Raw genomic sequence first — 17,888 nt, forward strand, 5'->3', positions numbered from 1 at the left:
AGGTCAACTACATTTTACTATATTATTAAAATTTTTTAATTCTAGTAGATAATGTAAAATAGTTTTATAGTATGTAACTAATTCTCTTTGCCTGACAATTAAAATGTCTGATAAAACCTTCTTACATATGCAAATTCTATGCCAAATCGATAACAGAAACTAAAAATATATGAAGCGTATTTTTTTAGGGAATTAGAACCACCTTTTCCGTATTACTATTATATAAAAACAAAAAATTCCCCATTATGGATACAGAAAGATAAAAAATCACTTCTCAATAGACGAGAAGTGATAATTTCTGTATGCAAGTAAATTTAAGAATGTTCTTTTTGACGCTGCAGCAAGATATGATAGAGCGACATGCTCCAAATAGACATGTTACGCGCTGCGATTTCATAAGGTTTTTCATCAATTTTAAACAAGAAATCCCCTTCATAACTCACGGATTTCCCTTGCTTTTCTAGCTCTTGTTTAACAGCTTCAATCCATTCTACTGCATTCGTATAATGTTTGTTCAAACGAACTTTAATAGTTTGATTCCTGTAATGAATAAAAGATGTAATTCCCCAAAAAATTAAGACAAGAAAAAGTACCATATACAGCAATTGCATGATAACGATCCCCTTCTTCCTTCATTTCATTATTTTCAATGAAGACTTAATTTAGATGAGTAAATATTACTATTCTCCTTTGCTATCGTCATCTCCTTTTAAAAAAATAAATTCCTTTTCCACGTAGGCGTATAAAATAAATCCATGTCCGTGCTACCTCATCTTTTTTACTAACGTTTTCTGTTGAAAAATGATAAGCTAATAGAATGATAAATAGAAAGGGAGGGCAACGAGTTGTCAACTGAACAAGTGAAATTAGCAGCCGTTTTAGATGTTGAAACAACGGGATTAAGTGCGCAAACATGCGATATTATCGAACTAGCTATTGCTGTTGTTTCTTATGATTCTTCTACCGGAGAAATAATCGACATTGTAGAAGAATATGAAGAATTTAATATGCCTTCAACTCCCATTTTCCCGTATATTACAAACTTAACGGGAATTACAAATGAGATGGTCAAAAATAAAACATTAGACGATAAAAAAGTGGAATCGCTGTTAACTAGCGTTTCGGCTATCATCGCTCATAATGCTTCTTTCGATCGCAGTTTTCTTTTAAAACGGTATCCATCTTTATTCAACCAAAAATGGCACTGCTCTATGCGTGCTGTCAAATGGAAAGAGTACGGCTTTCCTAATAAAAAACTAACAACGCTTCTTGATCATCATAATATCGAGAGAGAGCACGCTCACAGAGCTATGGATGACGTGAAAGGAACCATTGACTTGCTAAGACAGCAAAATCCTAGCGGAGAGCCCTATTTTTCTGAAGTATTAAAAAAAGCAATGAGCAAACCTAAAAAAACAGCGGCCTCCACTCGTTTTTAACTCAACAAAAAAAAAGCGCAGAAGCTGCGCTTTTTTTGTTTTTATTCGCATATTTCTTAAGTGTTGAGTTATATGTTTGAGGAGTATGATTGGAAACAGCTAGGCTGTAAACGCACAGGAAGAAAAAGAAAAGTGCCTGCTTTCAAGCAAAAAAGACGCGGAGGAACAAACTGAACAGCTGGTGTTTACACACATATACGAAATCAGCTGAATTTCTAATAATCTGGAAGATTTTAATTATACTTCTCTTATTTTTTGGTTTTGAAGATCGTGATGCGTTTGTTCTAGTTCACGTAAATTCAATTCGTACAAATGTCTCCCGTCTTCTGCTTTAAAGTAACCCGATTCAATAATTTGATTCATTAAAAGATCTTTCTTTTGCTCAAATGCTTTTTCAGATGTCATGTTATCATCTCCTTTTTTAAGTAAATATCTTTCATAGAAAAGACGTACACCGCTTGTGGCATACGTCTTGTTGCTTTTCACACTCGTTACCTATGTTTAAAAACAACGCAATCGTTACATTTTATCGAGAAGGCTGCTTATATCTTGCAGCCATATTGAACATTTTGGTGATGCACTACTTTTATACCCTTCATGATGTTCTTAAAACGCAATTGGAAAAAGATTTTCACAAAATTTGTTTTCCATCTACTGCCCCGCTTTCAAAATGCGGCTGTGCGGCGATTTTTTTCGTTGCTAAACTGACCACCATTAATACAACTAAATTAATAAATAAAGAAATAACGCCGACATTTGTATCTTTAATGATTTGTGGCAACGCAGGAAACAACGTGCCAAGCGTTGTTTCAGTAATCGTTATATACATCACAGACGCAATGCCGGCAACAATACCTGCACACGCCCCGTATTTAGTCACGATATTGTTTTTCATTAAACTAAAAATAAAAGCAGGAAACAGCTGCGTCACAATGCTGTAGCCCATTAGTAAAAGCGTTACAATCGTATTCCCTCCATGAAGTGTAAAATAGACTGAAACAAGCGCAATGACCGGTACGAAGCATTTAGCCAGTATCGAAATTTGTTTGCCCGTCGCTGAGGGAACAAGAACGCCATAAACGTTTTTAGATAGTGACGTAGAGGCTGCCATCAAAAGCATCGATCCAGGCACAAGTGCTGTTAATAAACCAGCAGCGCCAATAAAGCCGACAATCCACGGGTCAAATGTTTGAATGGAAAGACGAAGCAGTGACAAGTCCGCTTCTGCGCCTTGTAGTCCAGGTACCTGCATAAGAGCAGTAAACCCTACAAAAAAGACAAAAAGCAGCATTAGCGTATAAATAGGACTTATAATAGAATTCTTTCGAAATACATTCTCGTTTTCAGCTGAATACGTTGCATTAAACGTATGCGGCCACATGTAAAATCCTAATACGGTCAGCATGACTGTAGAAATAAACCACGAAATACTTAGACCTGTCTTGGGAAGAGTAAGAAACGTTGGATTTGCTTGATGCACAGCCTCAAACATTGGCTGTAAGCCTCCGTAGTAATGAAACGGCATATATATTCCTAAAAATAAGACGACAATAAAAATCATAATATCTTTAACAATAGCCGTCCACGCGGAACCATGTATGCCTGATATCATTAAGTAAACCGTTAGTGATATGGCTCCAATCCAAATGGCTGCGGTTGAAGAGATAGAGCCATAAGAAGCTTCAGATACAATAATACCTAAGCCTTTGAATTGTAAAATAATATAAGGAACAATTGCCAGCACCCCTGCGCATGAAACAACGATGCCTAGAAACGGGCTTTTGTATTTTGAAACAAAAAAATCCGGCTGAGACATGAGCTTATGTTTCTTCGCATATCGCCATATTTGCGGGCCGATCCAATACCCTAACACGTACGCTAAAGAAATATAGGCTAAAATATAAAACGCCGGCCCTCCTTTTCCATATGCCCAAGCGCTTCCTCCTAGAAACGTAAAAGTAGTATAGATTTCACCCGCCATCAAAAAGAAGACAAAAACAGTTCCAAAACCTCTGCCGCCTACGCTCCACTGTTCTAAATCCATTTTTTTGCCCCGCGTAGCTCGAATTCCAAGATAAATAGCTAAAAGTAAAAAACCAAAAATAATAATCAGAGCGGTATTCATTATTTATCTCCTCCTTTAACAGCAGGATCGAGCTTGTACACAATACCCATAATAAAAGACGTAAGGATTACCCACATAACAATCCAAAAGAGAAAAAAGGGCATCCCTAAAATAAACGGCTTCACTTTGTTAACAAAAGGCAATAAACATAATATTCCTACAAACGGAAGCAGGCAAAGAAGATAAATTATTTTCATAGAACTCCTCCTTAATCAAACGGCTTAACAGTACTTATCTAAGGCTTCAACCATCTCATTATGTACTTCTCTTATTCTTCTCTTTACACCTTCATTCTTAAGCTAAACGAGACGTTTGGCATAGAAAACCGCCGTTTATTTGCTTCTTAGTATCTTCCATTTGTCCCCATGTGGAAAGAAGTTTGTAAGGCATGCTTACAAGATTTTGAATGCAGCAGAATATTATTTCATATACAGAATATAGACAAACAAAAAGAAACGGAACTGAGAGTAAAGGTCTCAGTTCCGTTTCGATCTAGCATTTCTATACTTTATTCTTCTTCTTTTTTCTTTACACCAAGCGAAGAGAGAGCTTGTTTTAAATGCCCAAACGTTTCAATTTTATTAAAACTAATTCCTACATTAACAGCTGTCTGAGCCATGTCAGGACTCACTCCTGACATAATCGCATGGATGCCTAGCAGCTGCAAAATGTTAATCAAATCAAAAAATTTGTGAGCGACATACGTATCTACATAATTTACACCCGATAAGTCAATGACTAGATGCCTTATATGTTTTTCTGCACACCTTTTTGGAACAACCTCGATAATAGAATCACCTTTGATTTCATCAATAAGCCCTACCAAAGGCAAGACCGCGATGTGATCTACAATTGGAATGACAGGAAAACTCGTTTCGTCGATTAGCTCTTGCTGAAGACTTATTTTTTGCCTTGTGATTTTATAATACTGTTCGGAGAATTCATTAATGAGTTTATCAAATGTTGTATGATAAACTTCGCTCCAAGACAGTATATCTTCTTTTGTAATAGATGAATGTATCAGACTATATGTTTTGACATACGTCCAAATAATTTTTCTTGTTTTGCTTAGCGCTTCTACTACCTCGTAAATCGGCGTATCAAATTTAATTCTGCTGTTTACTACTTCCGTCGTCCATTTCACCATACGTTGTTTAAAAATTTCTTGATCGTCAAGAAAGCCGCTCGCAATTGTTTCGATCGTATAAAGATGCTGCTCGCGCAGCTTTTTCTCAACTGAAGCGTCTGCGTCCTTTGAGTAAATCGATCCTTTAATTTTACTTCTTTGGCGCAGCCATTCTTCACTGATAGAGGCTGAATTCTCTAAAATATATTCAAAAAGACGTTGATTTTGTTCACTCACTACTGTTTAACCTCCGTTCACTTTCTCCTTCTGTCCAATTACTTACAAAACGTACCTTATGATAAATTCATGCTTCATATTTTTTCCTCGTCCATCTCTATCATACACGATAACCGCTTTGCATACTTATAGAGAATTAGATATAAACAAGCAGGTATTTGATTATCTACATAGATAAACTGCCGTGTATGATGCAACTATCATTTATTTTCACATGAAAGGATGTTAATTGTATTGAAAAAATCAATTATTTTGTTGGGGATTCTCGCTACAAGTATTGGATTATCCGCTTGTTCAAACAATACAACAACTTCTTCTGCCACAAACTCTTCTGCACATTCAGGTCATGAACATCATAAAGCTGCAGTTGCTGACATTCGCGAAGAGACTCCAGGAGCAGATGTTTTACCACAGTTTTTGAAGAACCAGCCTAAAGATATGAAACTAGTTTATCTATCCGTTGCTAAAAATCGTGAACTACTTGAAAAAATCCCTTGCTACTGCGGATGTGGCATGGAAGCGAATCACAAAAATAGCTATGACTGCTTTATTTTTAAAAACAAAAGAAATGGAGCAGTTGTCTGGGATGATCATGGAACAAAATGCGGATTGTGTATAGAAATTGCAGCTAAAGCTATGCTCGACTATAACCGAGGCAAATCAATAAAAGATATTCGCAAAGACATCGATGAAAAATATAAAGAAGGCTATGCACAACCCACTCCCACTCCTTCCCTGTAGAACATTGGCAGTTTTTAAGTAAACATTTGCGACAGGTATATATAAAAGCAGAAAATATCAAAAGCACGTTTTTTTAGCGTTTTGAAAGCTGATTCATATTTGAAACAGTAAAAAACACTCAAATAACTATTTGAGTGTTTTTTGTATACTATTCTTTCACAAACTCTTTTGTACTTCTTACTGTATCAATCGGACGCACGAGCTTCTCAATTTCTGCACGTTTTGGCTCTAAAAACGGAGGCAGTGATAATTTTTCTCCGAGCGTTTCGTAAGGTTCATCTCCCATAAATCCTGGTCCATCTGTCGCAAATTCAAATAAAATTTGCGGAGCCACTCTTGCATACAACGATTCAAAGAAGTGACGATTCACATAACCAGAAGTATGGAAACCGAAGCTTGGCATTCGGTTAATCCACTCTTCAAGAGCCTGTCGATTTTCTACGCGAAAAGCAACGTGATGAACCGTTCCAAAACCTTGCTGAGCCTGCGGAAGTTTTTCATTGTGTTCTACTACTACTTGCGCCCCGTTTCCTCCTTCTCCTACTTCAAATAGGTGAAGATCTCCTTCTTGAGCAATCTCTTTAAATAAAAGGACTTTTTCCATCATTTCTTTAAAGTAATTAAACTCGGCAATACGAATAAAGATAGGACCGAGTCCCGTAATAGCGTATTGAAGAGGAACAGGGCCTTTTTGCCAAGGAGTGCCTGATTCAACTCCTTGATTTCCTTCATCGGAAATTAACTGATACTGCTGATCATCAAAATCAACAAACGAAAGCGTCTTTTTCCCAAATAGCTCTTGAATCCCCGTATGCTTTACTTCTAAGCGATCAAAGCGCTTTACCCAATAGTCTAAAGCCTCATCATTTGGAACGCGGAAAGATGTTTTTGAAATTTCATTTGTTCCGTGAAAACCTTTTGGAATACCTGGAAAATCAAAAAAAGTCATGTCCGTTCCAGCGCTTCCTTTATCATCTGCAAAAAACAAATGATACGTTTGAATATCATCTTGATTGACCGTTTTTTTAACTAAGCGCATGCCTAACACATATGTGAAAAATTCATAATTCTTTTCTGCACTGCTTGTAATAGCCGTTACGTGGTGTATTCCTTTTAAGTGGTTCATTCTACATTCCTCCGGATAAATCGTCTAGTTTATTATTCATCATTTATCTTTAATTTAAATATCTTTAATTAAAGATAATATACCATGATTAATTTTCCTTTGTCAATAAAGTATGGATGATCTCGGAAGGAAATATGTATATTTTTACATTTAACCAAAACATTATAAATGAGGACGAGCCAAATCGGCAATAAAACATCGTATAAACAAAGAGCTTTTACAATTCAAAAGCTCTTTGTTTATTCTTTAATTTTCAATATGCTTGATTATAACTGCAGGATTGCCTCCCACTACCACGTTATCAGGAACATTTTTTGTCACAACGGCACCCGAAGCAATTACCGCATTGTTGCCTATTTTCACTCCAGGATTAATAACGGCTCTTCCCCCAATCCAGACGTTATTTCCTATTTCTACGCGTTTTCCAAACTCAGCTCCTGAAATTCTTTCAAGAGCATGCAAAGGATGAGTTGCTGTATAGATATGTACACCTGGTGCAAGAAAACAATTATCTCCTATTCTTATTTCACATACATCTAAAAGTACGCAATCAAAGTTAGCATAAAAATTTTCTCCAACATGAATGTTAGAACCGTAGTCACAGCGGAAAGTAGGCTCTATGCAAAGAGAATTTCCCGTAGACCCAAACAGTTCTTTTAATAAGTTTGTACGTCTTTCTTCTTCCCTTTCTGTTGTTTGGTTATAAAGCCTTGTTAATCTTCGAGCGTTTTCACGTTCTTTTATTAATTGCAGATCAGCGGAAAGATATAATTCTCCATCCAGCATTTTTTGTTTTTCTGTTTTCATTTTGCATCCCCTTTTTTGTAGTTCCTTCTCTAACCTATACTGATTTATTCTCTTACACGATATCATGTTTTTAAACCTTTGTCCGGTATTCGCTGAGATTATCACCCCCCAGGCAAACATTAGTTAATTTAATAACTCCCGGAAGCTAATTTTTTAATCTTTTTATGTAAAAGGAATAGTAAGAGAAACCTTCATCACATATACTATATAAATTTATATAAAAGGCAGGGATATCATGAAAGCACAGCGCTTGGTAGATGACCAAAAAGGAACATACAGCAAGGAGGTTCAGAAGCACTTTAAACTAAAAATAAATGGAAAAATTTACACACAACCCTCACCACAATCACCTTCCTCCCGCCCTATACAGAAGAAAAATCTTAAATACAAACCTCAAAATAAAGTTCTACGCACATACGATAAAAAAGATAAAATATTAAATGATACACAAGAAAAGCTCATAAAATCTGCAAAAACTAGATTAACTAAATATGAAAAGCTTCTATTAAGCAATCAGCTTTCAGAATCTGCGGCTCTTTACTCACCTTTTGGGTTAGAAGAGCTGGTACGAATGGCTAGTAGAGAGGAGTGAACGATTTGTGTTGGGTGAAAAAGTAATCATTGATACAAACATTTGGGCTTCACATGCGCTTAATTATCCAGAAGTTGTGGAATATATTAATGAACTTATTTCAAATAATGCGGAATTTTTAATGCCTACCGTTGTACAAATGGAACTTCTGTCGCATTGGGAAGTAGAAACAAATCCTCAAGTCAAAGCAGTAAAAAATCATTATATTTACGATATGACAGATAAAATTGTAGACGTTACAAGTGAAATTGCACAGCTAGCAGCTCAAATTCGCAGAAAAGCCAAAATAGAATCCAATAAAAAAATTAAAGGCCCGGATGCGATGATTGCCGCATCTGCTTTTATACATAATGCGAAACTGATTTCCAACAATAATAAAGATTTTGCTTGGATTACATTTAATTTCAGCTATCGAGGTCAACCATTATCTTATGTAAATCCTATTAAAGACACGATTGCTTACGCTTCTTTTATTAAAAGCTTTGAACTTCTCAACCTTCCCGATACTGATAACTTACAAGAAAACGAGAAGGAAAGCTAATTTGTTTTTATTTTCAAAATACTCTTTGTCTCCCGCCTTTTTCAAATTAAAAGTTTGATGGGTACATACTCCAATTCTTTTTATGTTGAATACAGTAAAAAGCATAAAAATTTAGGCGGTGAAAAGAGTGAATTATCAATATTACCCAGAACAAGCTTTAGAAGAGTACCAATATGGCTATGATTATTATTCGAATCCCCATGAAACTGACGAAAGATTCCCTTATGGTTATTATCCATACCCTCGCCCACGTCCATTTTATCCTTACCCTTATCCTCGTCCTATTTATTACCACCCCCCTTACTTTTACCCTCGTCCTCGTCCGTTTTACCCACACCCAGTGTATTGGAGATAAAAAAAAAGAAGAGCGATCAGCTCTTCTTTTTTGTTTCTTGATATTTAGACATCTCTTCTTTAATAATGGTCACAAACGCTTCATTTTGCTCAATTTCAAAAACAGTAATAGCTTTTTTTAAGTAAGCTATTCCTTCTTTAAGCTCACCAAGCTGACAGAGTGCTTCTCCAATTTGATAGTGCAGTTCTCCTAATAAATAAAGCGTCTCATGCTGAATACAAAGCTCTAGTCCTGCTTGTGCATATTTAACCGACTTTTCATAACGTTCCATTTGCAAAAGCGCACGCGATAATCCGTATAAAATTCGAATTTTGACTAAAGGATCTTTTAACTTAGGAAGCAAAGCAATATGCTGCAATCCTTCCATAAACGTACTGAACGCTTTTTTTAAATGACCTTCTTCTTCATAAATAATGGCAATACTATTTAAAATAGCAATCTCTTTTTCTGAATAAAACTGTTCGCTCGTACGCGTGAACGCAATGGCTTTTTCCAATTTACGAAGCGCTTGTTCAAATTTATTTCCAATATAATAATCACATATGGCTTCGTGCCATAGGAAAAATTGTGCGTGAAAAGGATCTTGAAACATAGGATTATCTTTTTCTTTGTTCACCATATGTAACACGGTTTCATAATCGCGTTTTCGTATATAATGCCTAATGGTCGATTTAATTTCTTTTGAATAATCGTTGGGCGTTAGCTCTCCTGCTTCAAAGAAATAATTCATCGGAACCCCTAAGCGTTTCGATAAATGATAGAGAACTTCACTGCTTGCATGAATTTCACCTTGTTCAAATCGATGTAGATCTTCTTCTGTACAAATTCCTTTTGATAACTCGACAGTTGTCATTTCCGCAATCTTTCGCAGATCTTGAATCAGCTGACCTACTTGTTTTTTATCATTCAAAAAATCACCTTACTTAAAACGTACAAACCCCGTTAAAACAACGTTCCGTTATAATATTGTAAGCCTATTGTACATTTAGATAGTTTTTTTATCAATAGAAATAAGAAAAAAATTCCAAGAAAAATTCTTCTAATTATATTGACGTCACACCTAACCCACTTAACCTTTATAAAATATCACCTTGAATTGATAAATTAATTCGACTACCTAATTTTTCTAAGTCCTTGATTAATTCATTAGGGGTGCGAGTATTATTCATTACGTTATTACATATCTTTAGAAGCTCAAGTTTAACTTCTATGTTAATTTCCTTTGATTTCAATTGCTCTTCCACAACAAACAGCCCCTTAATAAGTACATATTATCATAAAAAAGGATTTTTTTGTTATTATTTCATTTGTTTTTGCTTCAAATTTCTTTCCCTAACTTAAAATAAATTTCTTTTTACCTATATTATTTTTATGTATACTGAAAAAGAACTATACATCCAGAAGGAGGAAATTTAATTATATTCTTTACCGTAGATGCACTTTTAGAAAATAACTCTCACGTACTACAATATTATCAAACTGCTAGTCGCCTATGGAACGAAATTTGGAATGATCCTCAAAGTGAGACACTGAAGGTTTATCTCGTATTTTATCTAACCGACAGCTTACTTTTGAAGAACGGTGTGGCGGAAGACCACTAGGTCAAGAAGTTATGGTTTAGGTAGGGTTTGGTCAGTTGTACAGTCCGTACAATGATTATACAGATGATAGTAGAGCTAAAGCTCATTTATTAAAAGAAGCTTTTAGACTCAACTATTGTAGTTTTGAAGTTAAAAGTTTAGCAGATGATGCTTCCAGTTCTTACGATGATGTGCTTTACATACTGATTGTAGATTGTCTATTGATAAACGTTTACTCCAATCCTCTTTCACTTCTATAAGGTGATGGACTATTTCAACAGGAGTAAGCCTGCCTTCTTCAAGACAGACCTCGCATAAAGGGTTTAACCTCTTCTTCCTATTGCGTAATTTAATCCATGAAATACTAGAATAAAAGGCTTGTTCTTTCTTATCTACTCGCTGTTCTTTATACTCTCGATGAGCATCTTCCCTACACTTATCACAATATGTATCATAAGTTAATTCTCTACATTCATTCCTCCGTGTTACATATCTTAGGACTCTTGCGAGGCACGCTGTGTTTTAACCACCCTTCCTGTTCCTTTTATTATTTAGCACATATTTCAATTTATGTAATTTAGACATAATAAAAAGCCACCCAATTTGAGCAGCTTAAACTTATAAAAATATTAACTTTTATTTCAGCTCTAAAAGTAAATAACTTAGCGCCCTATCTAATGCTTCAGATATAGTTTCAACCTCTTCAATCAACTCTGCGCCAGATTTCAAATGATAAGATAAACCCGTATCAAAAACTTTAATTCCACCAGCAACCTGATAGTTAGATTTTAAAACTTTCCTCAAGCTCAATACAGATCCTTGGATTTTAAAAGAAACTAAACAGTCTGGAAATGAAATTTCATTTTCCTCTTTATTAAAATTGACTTTAGGCTGTTGATTATCATTTAGCTTTACATTTAACATCTCAATGAAAGAATCAATAATATCTTGAATCAGTACCAGTTCGAAATGTTTTCCTGAAATTTTAGAAACATAAGCATTAATCCAATTTTTATCGACCATATCTATTACCACCTTTTGTCTATTCTATTCGACAAAAAGTTATTTATTCTTACCTTATTATTATTTTTTTCTTCTGTAACCATAAACTGCACCACATTATTTAAATTGATATGCACTAGCTCTTTTTCATTCGAAACAAATTTTTCATGTTTTGTTATATGACTAATGACTTCTTTCTTTGATGTGGCTTCAAATTTTAATTCCTTTGTTCTGCCGTTTATAAATTCAAAAACAACTTTAAATTTAAGCATATGTGTATCACCTCTTCACCTACTAGTTCGACAAAGAATGACAAATCATCTGTTTTTAATAAAAAAGGACACTGATGAATCAGTATCCTTATGCTTATTACTTCAATAATAACTCCTGAAACTGAAAGGTATGGCAGGTCCCGAAATAGGCGACTGTCCTCCACCCCCAAGTTTTGGAGCCTTAGCAGGATACCCCAATGGATAATTCCCCCACCAACTGTCAACCTCACCACTAGAATTCAGTACATATCCAGTAGGACGTCCAAAGGAAGGCATAAAATAGGGGTAGAAAGTATAGTTAAAAGGCGTATAGAAATTAGAATAAAACATTTAATCACCTACTTTGTTTCAATTTGTAAAAAAGCCTTCATTAAAATATGAAAGCTTTTCTTTTATTGTGAATCATCGTTTTCAACAACTTTTTATTACTCGAACAAAATAAAAAGCCACTCTAATTTTTAGAGCGACTTAACGTTAAGTATTAAAATGTTGAATGCGTAAGCTCATTGTAAAAAACAACAACTTTAATTGTTTTTTCCTTTCTGAGTAAGCTTGTTTTGAATGCGTAAAAGCAATCCAATTATTACCCCAGCAAATATAGTTAAAGCAATATATGGAGTCCAATCTCCACTAAATAAGGCTTCCATTACTACGAATATTACTACACAAACTATTACACTTGCTAGAATTTACAATAGGTTCTTCATTACACCATTCCTATATAACAATAAAATTCTAATGAGCTATAACAATAGTCATAGCTCATTGACTAACTAATTAATAGTAAAATAAAATCATTGGGGGTGTCATCTCTTTTTTAGAAAGATTTCCTCCCACACTAATGCTACTTATCTATACAAGTAGTCTTACTGTATTTTTTCACTTTTCTCAATTTTTATTATAAAATTAGCTAATTCAATATCAATAAAGGTTCGATTTAGAGCTGGTATGTCCCAAAATTGTTGATGGTAATCTGGTATATATACACTCCCGTCATATTGTGCTTTAATAACCCGTCGGAAATTCTCGCCTAGGCATTGCACAATGTAGGACTTTATGCCGTTTTCTACTATAACATTTAGCACTTTAAAATCTAATTGAATTCTCATTTTCTAATCACCAACTTTCTGCCTATAATTTCGACAAAAAGTGTAATAACCCTTCTCGCTATATGACTATGAGAATATTTTTATTCCACGCACTTGAAAGCAATTTGATAAGCTTCATACTTGGTTAATCCTTGTAAACTCATTAAGTACTCAGCCAACATTATTCTTTGATTATGAGTTAAAGGTTCATCATCTTCTTCATTGATACGTAAGAACTCTTCGTTACTAATTTCTCCATCTAATATTTTTTGGTAAAGTTCATCGGTCATTATTTAATAGTCACTCTTTCTAAATTTGAACATACTAAAAAGCACCTGAATTGAAACGATGCTTCCCTGGTTTTATTAACTGTATCTATGATGTTCTAATTTAACAACATTATTAATATTATTTATGCAATTGATCTTAAAGGAGATGATATCAGTGATTGAATATACAGGCTGGCAATTTTATGATGACTATACAGAAATTTATGGTAGAAACTATTTAACTCATCATGTTGGCTCACTGCTGGTGCCGGTTTCAAGAATAAAAGGCTTGACTCATGACAACGTTTTGTCTGAAGAAAAGTTAAGTCGTCTTCTTAAATCAATAGAAACTCACGGATATGTAACAACTGGTTCCTCTCACATGGATATTAACCTAACATTATTTCCTAATGGGGAGTTTTGCGTTGGTAATGGAGGTAATCATAGACCATACTTAGCAAAAAAACTAGGTATAACTATCATTAGAGCAATTGTAGATGTATGTATCCCGCTTGACCTTTTAACAGATGAACAAATTCTACATTTTGAGTCCCTAGATCCTTATGATTTACCTAATAACCCAGAATTAAAAGATGTAGCATATGCCCTAGAACTAATGCCTAGCCAACAACTTGCTAAACAAACTATTATTCATATTCGCTGAGCACCAAAACAGGTGATTTTTGTTGTTAAACAAAATAAAAAGCCACTCTAATTGAGTGACTCTTTACTTGTTATCATTTGTCTTTTACTTCAGTAGGCACATAATCTAAAAGTATTGATATTATCATATTGAAATGCCATGGAGTAAGGTTATCTCCATTATTATCTTTTAATTCGTTAGTTAATTTCTCTAAGGTTTCAGTCCACATCGGAGAATTATTCCTTTGCTTAGCCTCTTCTGCTAAGTGTTCTACAACATTTAGTGCTTTGTAATACTCATTATGCTTAGCACTGATATAATAATCCTTTTGTTCATAGGGCATTATCCTACACAACCCTTTCGTAATTTTTAATTATCTATGGGCATACCTAGGAAAATCGTTTAAAACTATGTAATCTCCACATTGCAATCAATTCTTAATTCTTCCACTGTATCTTCTACTTCATCAATGTCATCAACATTATGATCATAATCCAAGCAAATCTCTCTTATCTGAAATTTACTAGCTAAATCATCCATACTAGAATGTTGTCCTATAGTTTTTGGAGTTAATTCTACTAATCTAAATTTCTTCGATTTTGTATTTTGAAAAGTTACTGACCGCTTATCGAAATCAACGTCTCGTTTCTTCAAATATAAAGTTTCATCTACCCTTCCTAATGTGTCTAGCAATGTATGTAAAAGCACATATGATCTAAATTGAGCATAATAACTCTTATTAAAGGCATTAAAAATTCGCTTTATTTCATCTACCGTCAATGTTTCAACCTTATGTTTTTGGAACTTTACATTACGAATTTCATTAAAGACATTTTCTTTCAGCACTTCTTCACGTTTCAAAATATTAAAAGCAGCACGTGCTTTTTGAAGGTAGTTATTTACATAGATGGCTTCACCCCCTTCTTTGCAACTTGCTTAAATTTACTACTTGTATCAGATTTTTCGTGAAGCAACCAATTAATAAAATCCCTAGCGTCATTTAAAGTGATATCATCTACTCTTGTATCTTTTTCAAAGAATGCAATTAAATCATTAAAAACGAGATTATATTGATTTAAAGTGGATTGAGCCATACCTTCTAAAGTTTTAATTTTAATAATTTTCTCTTTAGCTTCTTCAAGATTTATTTGAGCTACTTTTGCTCCCTTTCTTATTCGCTTTGCACACAAAAAGGCAACCCCCTTTGAATATGGAAGTTGCCTTAACAGTTTAGGTAGTTTTTTTATTATGGGCAAGTTTCAGTCTTAGTGACTATTTACTCACCCTCTAAAAACCCTATTATATCAACGTTTATTAAGTATTTTTTGAAAAGTAATCAGCTGACCTACTTGTTTTTTATCATTCGAAAAATCACCTTATTTAATGTAAATAAATGTTTTTATCCTACTTTTCTACTTTACTCCAAACAAAATGACTTTAAAAGAGATAATGGGCTATTTTTTGAAACTATTGTCAATCTTTTCTCCCTATTAATAAAGAAAAACAGCACATCCATGTGCTGCTTCTCCCAAGTTCATATAATTTATGACACTATATATCTTTGCGCCTTAAATAGCGTCAAATACTTGACGCAGTTGAGCTGCGCTTTTATTGATCGCCTGCTGAGCGAGTGGGACAAATTCATGAAACCCTAAAAACCCGTGAATCATTGTTTCATAATTTTCATAGGTGACGGGGACACCGTGATTTTTTAATGCGTCCGCGTAGTCTTTTCCGCTATCTCTTAAAGGATCATACTGTGCTGTAATAATGGTAGCGCTTGGTAGACTCGATAAATCTTCTAGTAATACCGGAGCGTTATAAGGATGCTGTTCTTCTTCTTTATTATTTAAGTACTGAAGGCGAAACCAATCCATGAGATCTTTTGAAAGGAAATATCCTTCCGCATTTTCTTTCATAGAAGCAGGGTGCTGATTTTTAAATCCTAAAGACGGATAAATAAGCAGCTGATGAACAATGGATGGACCTTGTCTTTCTTTTGCTAAAATGCTCACAACCGCAGCAAGGTTGCCACCGGCACTGTCCCCACCGACGGCAATTTTATTTGAATCGATATTTAACTGAGACGCATGAGCTGAAATCCAATCCAAGGCTTCATAGGCATCGTTTACTGCAGCGGGAAATTTATCTTCAGGAGCAAGACGATAATCAACAGACACCACAATACAGTTTGCTCCATTTGCATACGACCTGCATATAGAGTCATGAGTATCCAGGCTTCCTAATACCCAGCCTCCTCCGTGATAATAAACAAGAGCGGGAAATGGCCCTGTTCCTTCAGGTTCATACACTCGTATAGTGAGTGTACGTTCATTTAATTCAATGTCTTTATTATATACTTTTTTAACTGCTTCTTTGGAAGGAGTTAAAGACATCTTTTCCATTTCTCTCAGTTGCGGGGGTGTAACGTCCTCTAAAGAAGGACGGGGCATTTCATTATATTGATTTAGAAATATTTGAATATGCGGATCTAACGGCATTCTTCTTCTCTCTCCTTTCAAGGTAACTCTATATGTAATGATGAATGAAATTTCAGAAAAAATCCAATATATTGTCTTCTCGGCAGGCTTTTGTTTGTTTTAATTAAAAATGGGTATAACAATTAAATAAAGAGGATGATATTCGTATATATTTTATTCTCACCTATATAAATATAAATACGTACAAAGGAGGCACACTGATGATTATTGTTTATATAAGCTTAGCTGTTGTTTTGGCATCACTTGCGTATCTTATTTACGCAGGCGTATCATTTAATAAAAAAATCAAGCCAACTGTGAACTCTGTAAATGCCACTTCTCAACATCTTCAAAACGAAACTGATCATATCAAAGAAAAAACAAATCATTTAAAAGTAACACAAGCAGCTATTAAAACCGATGTACAGTACAAAAAAGATTCGGTCAAATATACAGCCAACTCATTTAAACAGCTTGTTAATAGCTTTAAACGTTGAAAAAGGAAACCTCTATAAAGGTTTCCTTTTTTATTACATCGCCTGAGACGTATCTTTAGGAGGTGCAGCCGTTTTGTTTCGGTGATAAATAGCGTTAATCTCTCCTCCAATCACGAGAATTAACCCCGTTAAAAATAGCCAAAGCATCAGAACAATCACGCCTCCTAAGCTTCCATAAGTAGCAGAATAATTGCCAAAGTTGCTTACGTAAAATGAGAACCCTAAAGATGTTAGCTGCCATAGCAGCGTAGCAGCGAGTGCCCCGGGCAATACATGAGCAAAAGGAAATGTTTTGTTTGGCGCTAATCTGTATAATACGGATAAAACAAGTACCATAATGCCGACACCAACAATCCAGCGCAGAATATTTAAAACCACTGTTGTACCTGAAGGGAGAGAAAACCATTCGCTTATCCAATTTAACAAAACTCCTCCGAACACTGGTAAAAGAAGCGATACAACAATTGTTACAATTAATCCAATTGTTAAAAGAATGGACAGACCTCTTACTTTAATAAACGAGCGCTGTTCTTTCACGTCGTAGGCTTGGTTCATTGCACGGATAAAGGCGTTCATACCATTTGAAGCGGACCAAATGGTTCCTAAAATCCCTACAGTCAGTAACCCGCCGTTTGGTTGGCTTACAAATTGAGCTACGTTATCTTTAAAGATTGCAGCCGTTTCTCCCGGCATAACGCTTTGAAGAAGATCGATTGCCTCTTCCGGTTTAATAGATAGATACGGAACAATCGATATCAGTAAAATAAGCATAGGGAATAATGATAGCATATAATAATAGGCTTGCTCAGCCGCTAGTCCCGTTGCTTGGTCTTCTTGAATTTCTTTACCAAGACTTTTTCCAAATGATAATAGCTTTTTCATGATAAACCTCTACTTTCTCTTTTTTTGTTCTTTTCCCATTTTATGCACTTTTCAACCTTGAAAGTGGAGAATTTCAAGCAAAATCT

26 protein-coding genes are annotated in these 17,888 nt (G+C 34.8%); 7 read left to right on the top strand and 19 right to left on the bottom strand.

Annotated elements, in window-relative coordinates; all coding sequences use genetic code 11:
- Positions 1-314 precede the first annotated feature (314 nt).
- The gene (locus tag LAV82_RS18645; protein ID WP_013057017.1) at positions 315-611 is read right to left on the bottom strand and encodes a hypothetical protein; all 297 of its coding nucleotides are present in this window, start codon (positions 609-611) and stop codon (positions 315-317) included.
- Positions 612-845: 234 nt separating this feature from the next.
- Between LAV82_RS18645 and LAV82_RS18650 the strand changes: the two genes are divergently transcribed.
- Positions 846-1,439 carry an exonuclease domain-containing protein gene (locus LAV82_RS18650; RefSeq protein ID WP_013057015.1) on the top strand — a complete coding sequence of 198 codons (594 nt, stop codon included), beginning with the start codon at positions 846-848 and terminating at the stop codon, positions 1,437-1,439.
- A 237-nt stretch (positions 1,440-1,676) separates the two neighbouring features.
- On the opposite strand, the gene fbpA is transcribed toward LAV82_RS18650, so the two are convergent.
- From fbpA to LAV82_RS18670, 4 genes are all read right to left on the bottom strand, one after another.
- Entirely contained in the window at positions 1,677-1,844 is a 168-nt protein-coding gene (fbpA, locus tag LAV82_RS18655) for a Fur-regulated basic protein FbpA (protein WP_211080080.1), read from the bottom strand.
- A 226-nt stretch (positions 1,845-2,070) separates the two neighbouring features.
- Positions 2,071-3,564 carry a sodium:solute symporter family protein gene (locus LAV82_RS18660; RefSeq protein ID WP_029321721.1) on the bottom strand — a complete coding sequence of 498 codons (1,494 nt, stop codon included), beginning with the start codon at positions 3,562-3,564 and terminating at the stop codon, positions 2,071-2,073.
- The gene (locus LAV82_RS18665) at positions 3,564-3,761 is read right to left on the bottom strand and encodes a DUF3311 domain-containing protein (RefSeq protein WP_211080079.1); all 198 of its coding nucleotides are present in this window, start codon (positions 3,759-3,761) and stop codon (positions 3,564-3,566) included. The genes LAV82_RS18660 and LAV82_RS18665 overlap by 1 nt, the downstream gene beginning before the upstream one ends.
- Positions 3,762-4,072: 311 nt before the next feature.
- Entirely contained in the window at positions 4,073-4,927 is an 855-nt protein-coding gene (locus LAV82_RS18670) for an STAS domain-containing protein (RefSeq protein WP_499716694.1), read from the bottom strand.
- Positions 4,928-5,161: 234 nt separating this feature from the next.
- On the opposite strand from LAV82_RS18670, the gene LAV82_RS18675 reads away from it, so the two are divergent.
- Positions 5,162-5,668, top strand: a complete 507-nt coding sequence (locus tag LAV82_RS18675) for a PCYCGC motif-containing (lipo)protein (protein WP_013083117.1) — start codon at positions 5,162-5,164, stop codon at positions 5,666-5,668.
- A 148-nt stretch (positions 5,669-5,816) separates the two neighbouring features.
- Here LAV82_RS18675 and LAV82_RS18680 read toward each other — a convergent pair whose 3' ends face one another.
- Both LAV82_RS18680 and LAV82_RS18685 read right to left on the bottom strand, forming a co-directional pair.
- A complete protein-coding gene (locus LAV82_RS18680; protein ID WP_013057008.1) occupies positions 5,817-6,794 on the bottom strand; it encodes a ring-cleaving dioxygenase in 978 nt (325 codons plus the stop codon).
- 246 nt (positions 6,795-7,040) lie between these two features.
- Positions 7,041-7,601: a maltose acetyltransferase domain-containing protein gene (locus LAV82_RS18685; RefSeq protein WP_064471670.1), complete on the bottom strand. Its 561-nt coding sequence runs from the start codon at positions 7,599-7,601 to the stop codon at positions 7,041-7,043.
- 235 nt (positions 7,602-7,836) lie between these two features.
- On the opposite strand from LAV82_RS18685, the gene LAV82_RS18690 reads away from it, so the two are divergent.
- The 3 genes from LAV82_RS18690 to LAV82_RS18700 all read left to right on the top strand — a co-directional run bounded on the left by LAV82_RS18690 (position 7,837) and on the right by LAV82_RS18700 (position 9,089).
- Positions 7,837-8,193: a hypothetical protein gene (locus LAV82_RS18690; RefSeq protein WP_499716695.1), complete on the top strand. Its 357-nt coding sequence runs from the start codon at positions 7,837-7,839 to the stop codon at positions 8,191-8,193.
- Positions 8,194-8,200: 7 nt separating this feature from the next.
- Positions 8,201-8,734: a PIN domain-containing protein gene (locus tag LAV82_RS18695; protein WP_499716696.1), complete on the top strand. Its 534-nt coding sequence runs from the start codon at positions 8,201-8,203 to the stop codon at positions 8,732-8,734.
- Positions 8,735-8,861: 127 nt separating this feature from the next.
- The gene (locus LAV82_RS18700) at positions 8,862-9,089 is read left to right on the top strand and encodes a hypothetical protein (protein ID WP_078081837.1); all 228 of its coding nucleotides are present in this window, start codon (positions 8,862-8,864) and stop codon (positions 9,087-9,089) included.
- 16 nt (positions 9,090-9,105) lie between these two features.
- Here LAV82_RS18700 and LAV82_RS18705 read toward each other — a convergent pair whose 3' ends face one another.
- From LAV82_RS18705 to LAV82_RS18735, 7 genes are all read right to left on the bottom strand, one after another.
- Positions 9,106-9,999, bottom strand: coding sequence for a helix-turn-helix domain-containing protein (locus LAV82_RS18705; protein ID WP_499716697.1), 894 nt, complete (start codon positions 9,997-9,999; stop codon positions 9,106-9,108).
- Positions 10,000-10,165: 166 nt separating this feature from the next.
- The gene (locus LAV82_RS18710; RefSeq protein WP_211078666.1) at positions 10,166-10,333 is read right to left on the bottom strand and encodes a hypothetical protein; all 168 of its coding nucleotides are present in this window, start codon (positions 10,331-10,333) and stop codon (positions 10,166-10,168) included.
- A gap of 486 nt (positions 10,334-10,819) precedes the next feature.
- On the bottom strand, positions 10,820-11,032 hold the full coding sequence (locus LAV82_RS18715) for an HNH endonuclease (RefSeq protein ID WP_499716840.1): 213 nt from the start codon (positions 11,030-11,032) through the stop codon (positions 10,820-10,822).
- Positions 11,033-11,305: 273 nt separating this feature from the next.
- The gene (locus tag LAV82_RS18720) at positions 11,306-11,692 is read right to left on the bottom strand and encodes a hypothetical protein (RefSeq protein ID WP_499716698.1); all 387 of its coding nucleotides are present in this window, start codon (positions 11,690-11,692) and stop codon (positions 11,306-11,308) included.
- A gap of 5 nt (positions 11,693-11,697) precedes the next feature.
- Positions 11,698-11,943 carry a hypothetical protein gene (locus LAV82_RS18725; protein WP_055991187.1) on the bottom strand — a complete coding sequence of 82 codons (246 nt, stop codon included), beginning with the start codon at positions 11,941-11,943 and terminating at the stop codon, positions 11,698-11,700.
- 866 nt (positions 11,944-12,809) lie between these two features.
- Positions 12,810-13,052, bottom strand: coding sequence for a hypothetical protein (locus LAV82_RS18730; protein WP_211078668.1), 243 nt, complete (start codon positions 13,050-13,052; stop codon positions 12,810-12,812).
- A gap of 80 nt (positions 13,053-13,132) precedes the next feature.
- Complete coding sequence (locus tag LAV82_RS18735; RefSeq protein WP_064471667.1) at positions 13,133-13,321, bottom strand: hypothetical protein; 189 nt, start codon at positions 13,319-13,321, stop codon at positions 13,133-13,135.
- Between the two features lie 145 nt (positions 13,322-13,466).
- Between LAV82_RS18735 and LAV82_RS18740 the strand changes: the two genes are divergently transcribed.
- Positions 13,467-13,964, top strand: coding sequence for a hypothetical protein (locus LAV82_RS18740; protein WP_211078669.1), 498 nt, complete (start codon positions 13,467-13,469; stop codon positions 13,962-13,964).
- A gap of 73 nt (positions 13,965-14,037) precedes the next feature.
- Here LAV82_RS18740 and LAV82_RS18745 read toward each other — a convergent pair whose 3' ends face one another.
- The 4 genes from LAV82_RS18745 to lipP1 form a co-directional block, all read right to left on the bottom strand.
- Positions 14,038-14,286, bottom strand: coding sequence for a hypothetical protein (locus LAV82_RS18745; protein WP_211078670.1), 249 nt, complete (start codon positions 14,284-14,286; stop codon positions 14,038-14,040).
- 65 nt (positions 14,287-14,351) lie between these two features.
- The gene (locus tag LAV82_RS18750; RefSeq protein ID WP_063671553.1) at positions 14,352-14,804 is read right to left on the bottom strand and encodes a tyrosine-type recombinase/integrase; all 453 of its coding nucleotides are present in this window, start codon (positions 14,802-14,804) and stop codon (positions 14,352-14,354) included.
- A gap of 38 nt (positions 14,805-14,842) precedes the next feature.
- Complete coding sequence (locus tag LAV82_RS18755) at positions 14,843-15,133, bottom strand: site-specific integrase (protein WP_041816556.1); 291 nt, start codon at positions 15,131-15,133, stop codon at positions 14,843-14,845.
- Positions 15,134-15,511: 378 nt separating this feature from the next.
- Positions 15,512-16,444, bottom strand: coding sequence for a LipP1 family hormone-sensitive lipase (gene lipP1, locus LAV82_RS18760; RefSeq protein WP_499716699.1), 933 nt, complete (start codon positions 16,442-16,444; stop codon positions 15,512-15,514).
- Between the two features lie 200 nt (positions 16,445-16,644).
- Here lipP1 and LAV82_RS18765 point away from each other — a divergent pair, with 200 nt between their 5' ends.
- Positions 16,645-16,920 (top strand): hypothetical protein, encoded by a 276-nt coding sequence (locus LAV82_RS18765; protein WP_025752355.1) that lies wholly within the window; start codon positions 16,645-16,647, stop codon positions 16,918-16,920.
- 33 nt (positions 16,921-16,953) lie between these two features.
- Here the strand turns inward: LAV82_RS18765 and LAV82_RS18770 are convergent, their stop codons facing one another.
- Complete coding sequence (locus LAV82_RS18770; RefSeq protein WP_499716700.1) at positions 16,954-17,802, bottom strand: YihY/virulence factor BrkB family protein; 849 nt, start codon at positions 17,800-17,802, stop codon at positions 16,954-16,956.
- Positions 17,803-17,888 lie beyond the last annotated feature (86 nt).

This window comes from Bacillus sp. ILBB4, assembly GCF_035064545.1.
In the GTDB taxonomy this organism is placed as follows: Bacteria; Bacillota; Bacilli; order Bacillales; family Bacillaceae_H; genus Priestia.

Coding starts and splice junctions, on each gene's coding strand:
- LAV82_RS18645 (WP_013057017.1), bottom strand. CDS start 611: ATGCAATTGCTGTATATGGTACTTTTTCTTGTCTTAATTTTTTGGGGA.
- fbpA (WP_211080080.1), bottom strand. CDS start 1,844: ATGACATCTGAAAAAGCATTTGAGCAAAAGAAAGATCTTTTAATGAAT.
- LAV82_RS18660 (WP_029321721.1), bottom strand. CDS start 3,564: ATGAATACCGCTCTGATTATTATTTTTGGTTTTTTACTTTTAGCTATT.
- LAV82_RS18665 (WP_211080079.1), bottom strand. CDS start 3,761: ATGAAAATAATTTATCTTCTTTGCCTGCTTCCGTTTGTAGGAATATTA.
- LAV82_RS18680 (WP_013057008.1), bottom strand. CDS start 6,794: ATGAACCACTTAAAAGGAATACACCACGTAACGGCTATTACAAGCAGT.
- LAV82_RS18685 (WP_064471670.1), bottom strand. CDS start 7,601: ATGAAAACAGAAAAACAAAAAATGCTGGATGGAGAATTATATCTTTCC.
- LAV82_RS18690 (WP_499716695.1), top strand. CDS start 7,837: ATGAAAGCACAGCGCTTGGTAGATGACCAAAAAGGAACATACAGCAAG.
- LAV82_RS18720 (WP_499716698.1), bottom strand. CDS start 11,692: ATGGTCGATAAAAATTGGATTAATGCTTATGTTTCTAAAATTTCAGGA.
- LAV82_RS18725 (WP_055991187.1), bottom strand. CDS start 11,943: ATGCTTAAATTTAAAGTTGTTTTTGAATTTATAAACGGCAGAACAAAG.
- LAV82_RS18730 (WP_211078668.1), bottom strand. CDS start 13,052: ATGAGAATTCAATTAGATTTTAAAGTGCTAAATGTTATAGTAGAAAAC.
- LAV82_RS18735 (WP_064471667.1), bottom strand. CDS start 13,321: ATGACCGATGAACTTTACCAAAAAATATTAGATGGAGAAATTAGTAAC.
- LAV82_RS18740 (WP_211078669.1), top strand. CDS start 13,467: ATGATATCAGTGATTGAATATACAGGCTGGCAATTTTATGATGACTAT.
- LAV82_RS18745 (WP_211078670.1), bottom strand. CDS start 14,286: ATGCCCTATGAACAAAAGGATTATTATATCAGTGCTAAGCATAATGAG.
- lipP1 (WP_499716699.1), bottom strand. CDS start 16,444: ATGCCGTTAGATCCGCATATTCAAATATTTCTAAATCAATATAATGAA.
- LAV82_RS18765 (WP_025752355.1), top strand. CDS start 16,645: ATGATTATTGTTTATATAAGCTTAGCTGTTGTTTTGGCATCACTTGCG.
- LAV82_RS18770 (WP_499716700.1), bottom strand. CDS start 17,802: ATGAAAAAGCTATTATCATTTGGAAAAAGTCTTGGTAAAGAAATTCAA.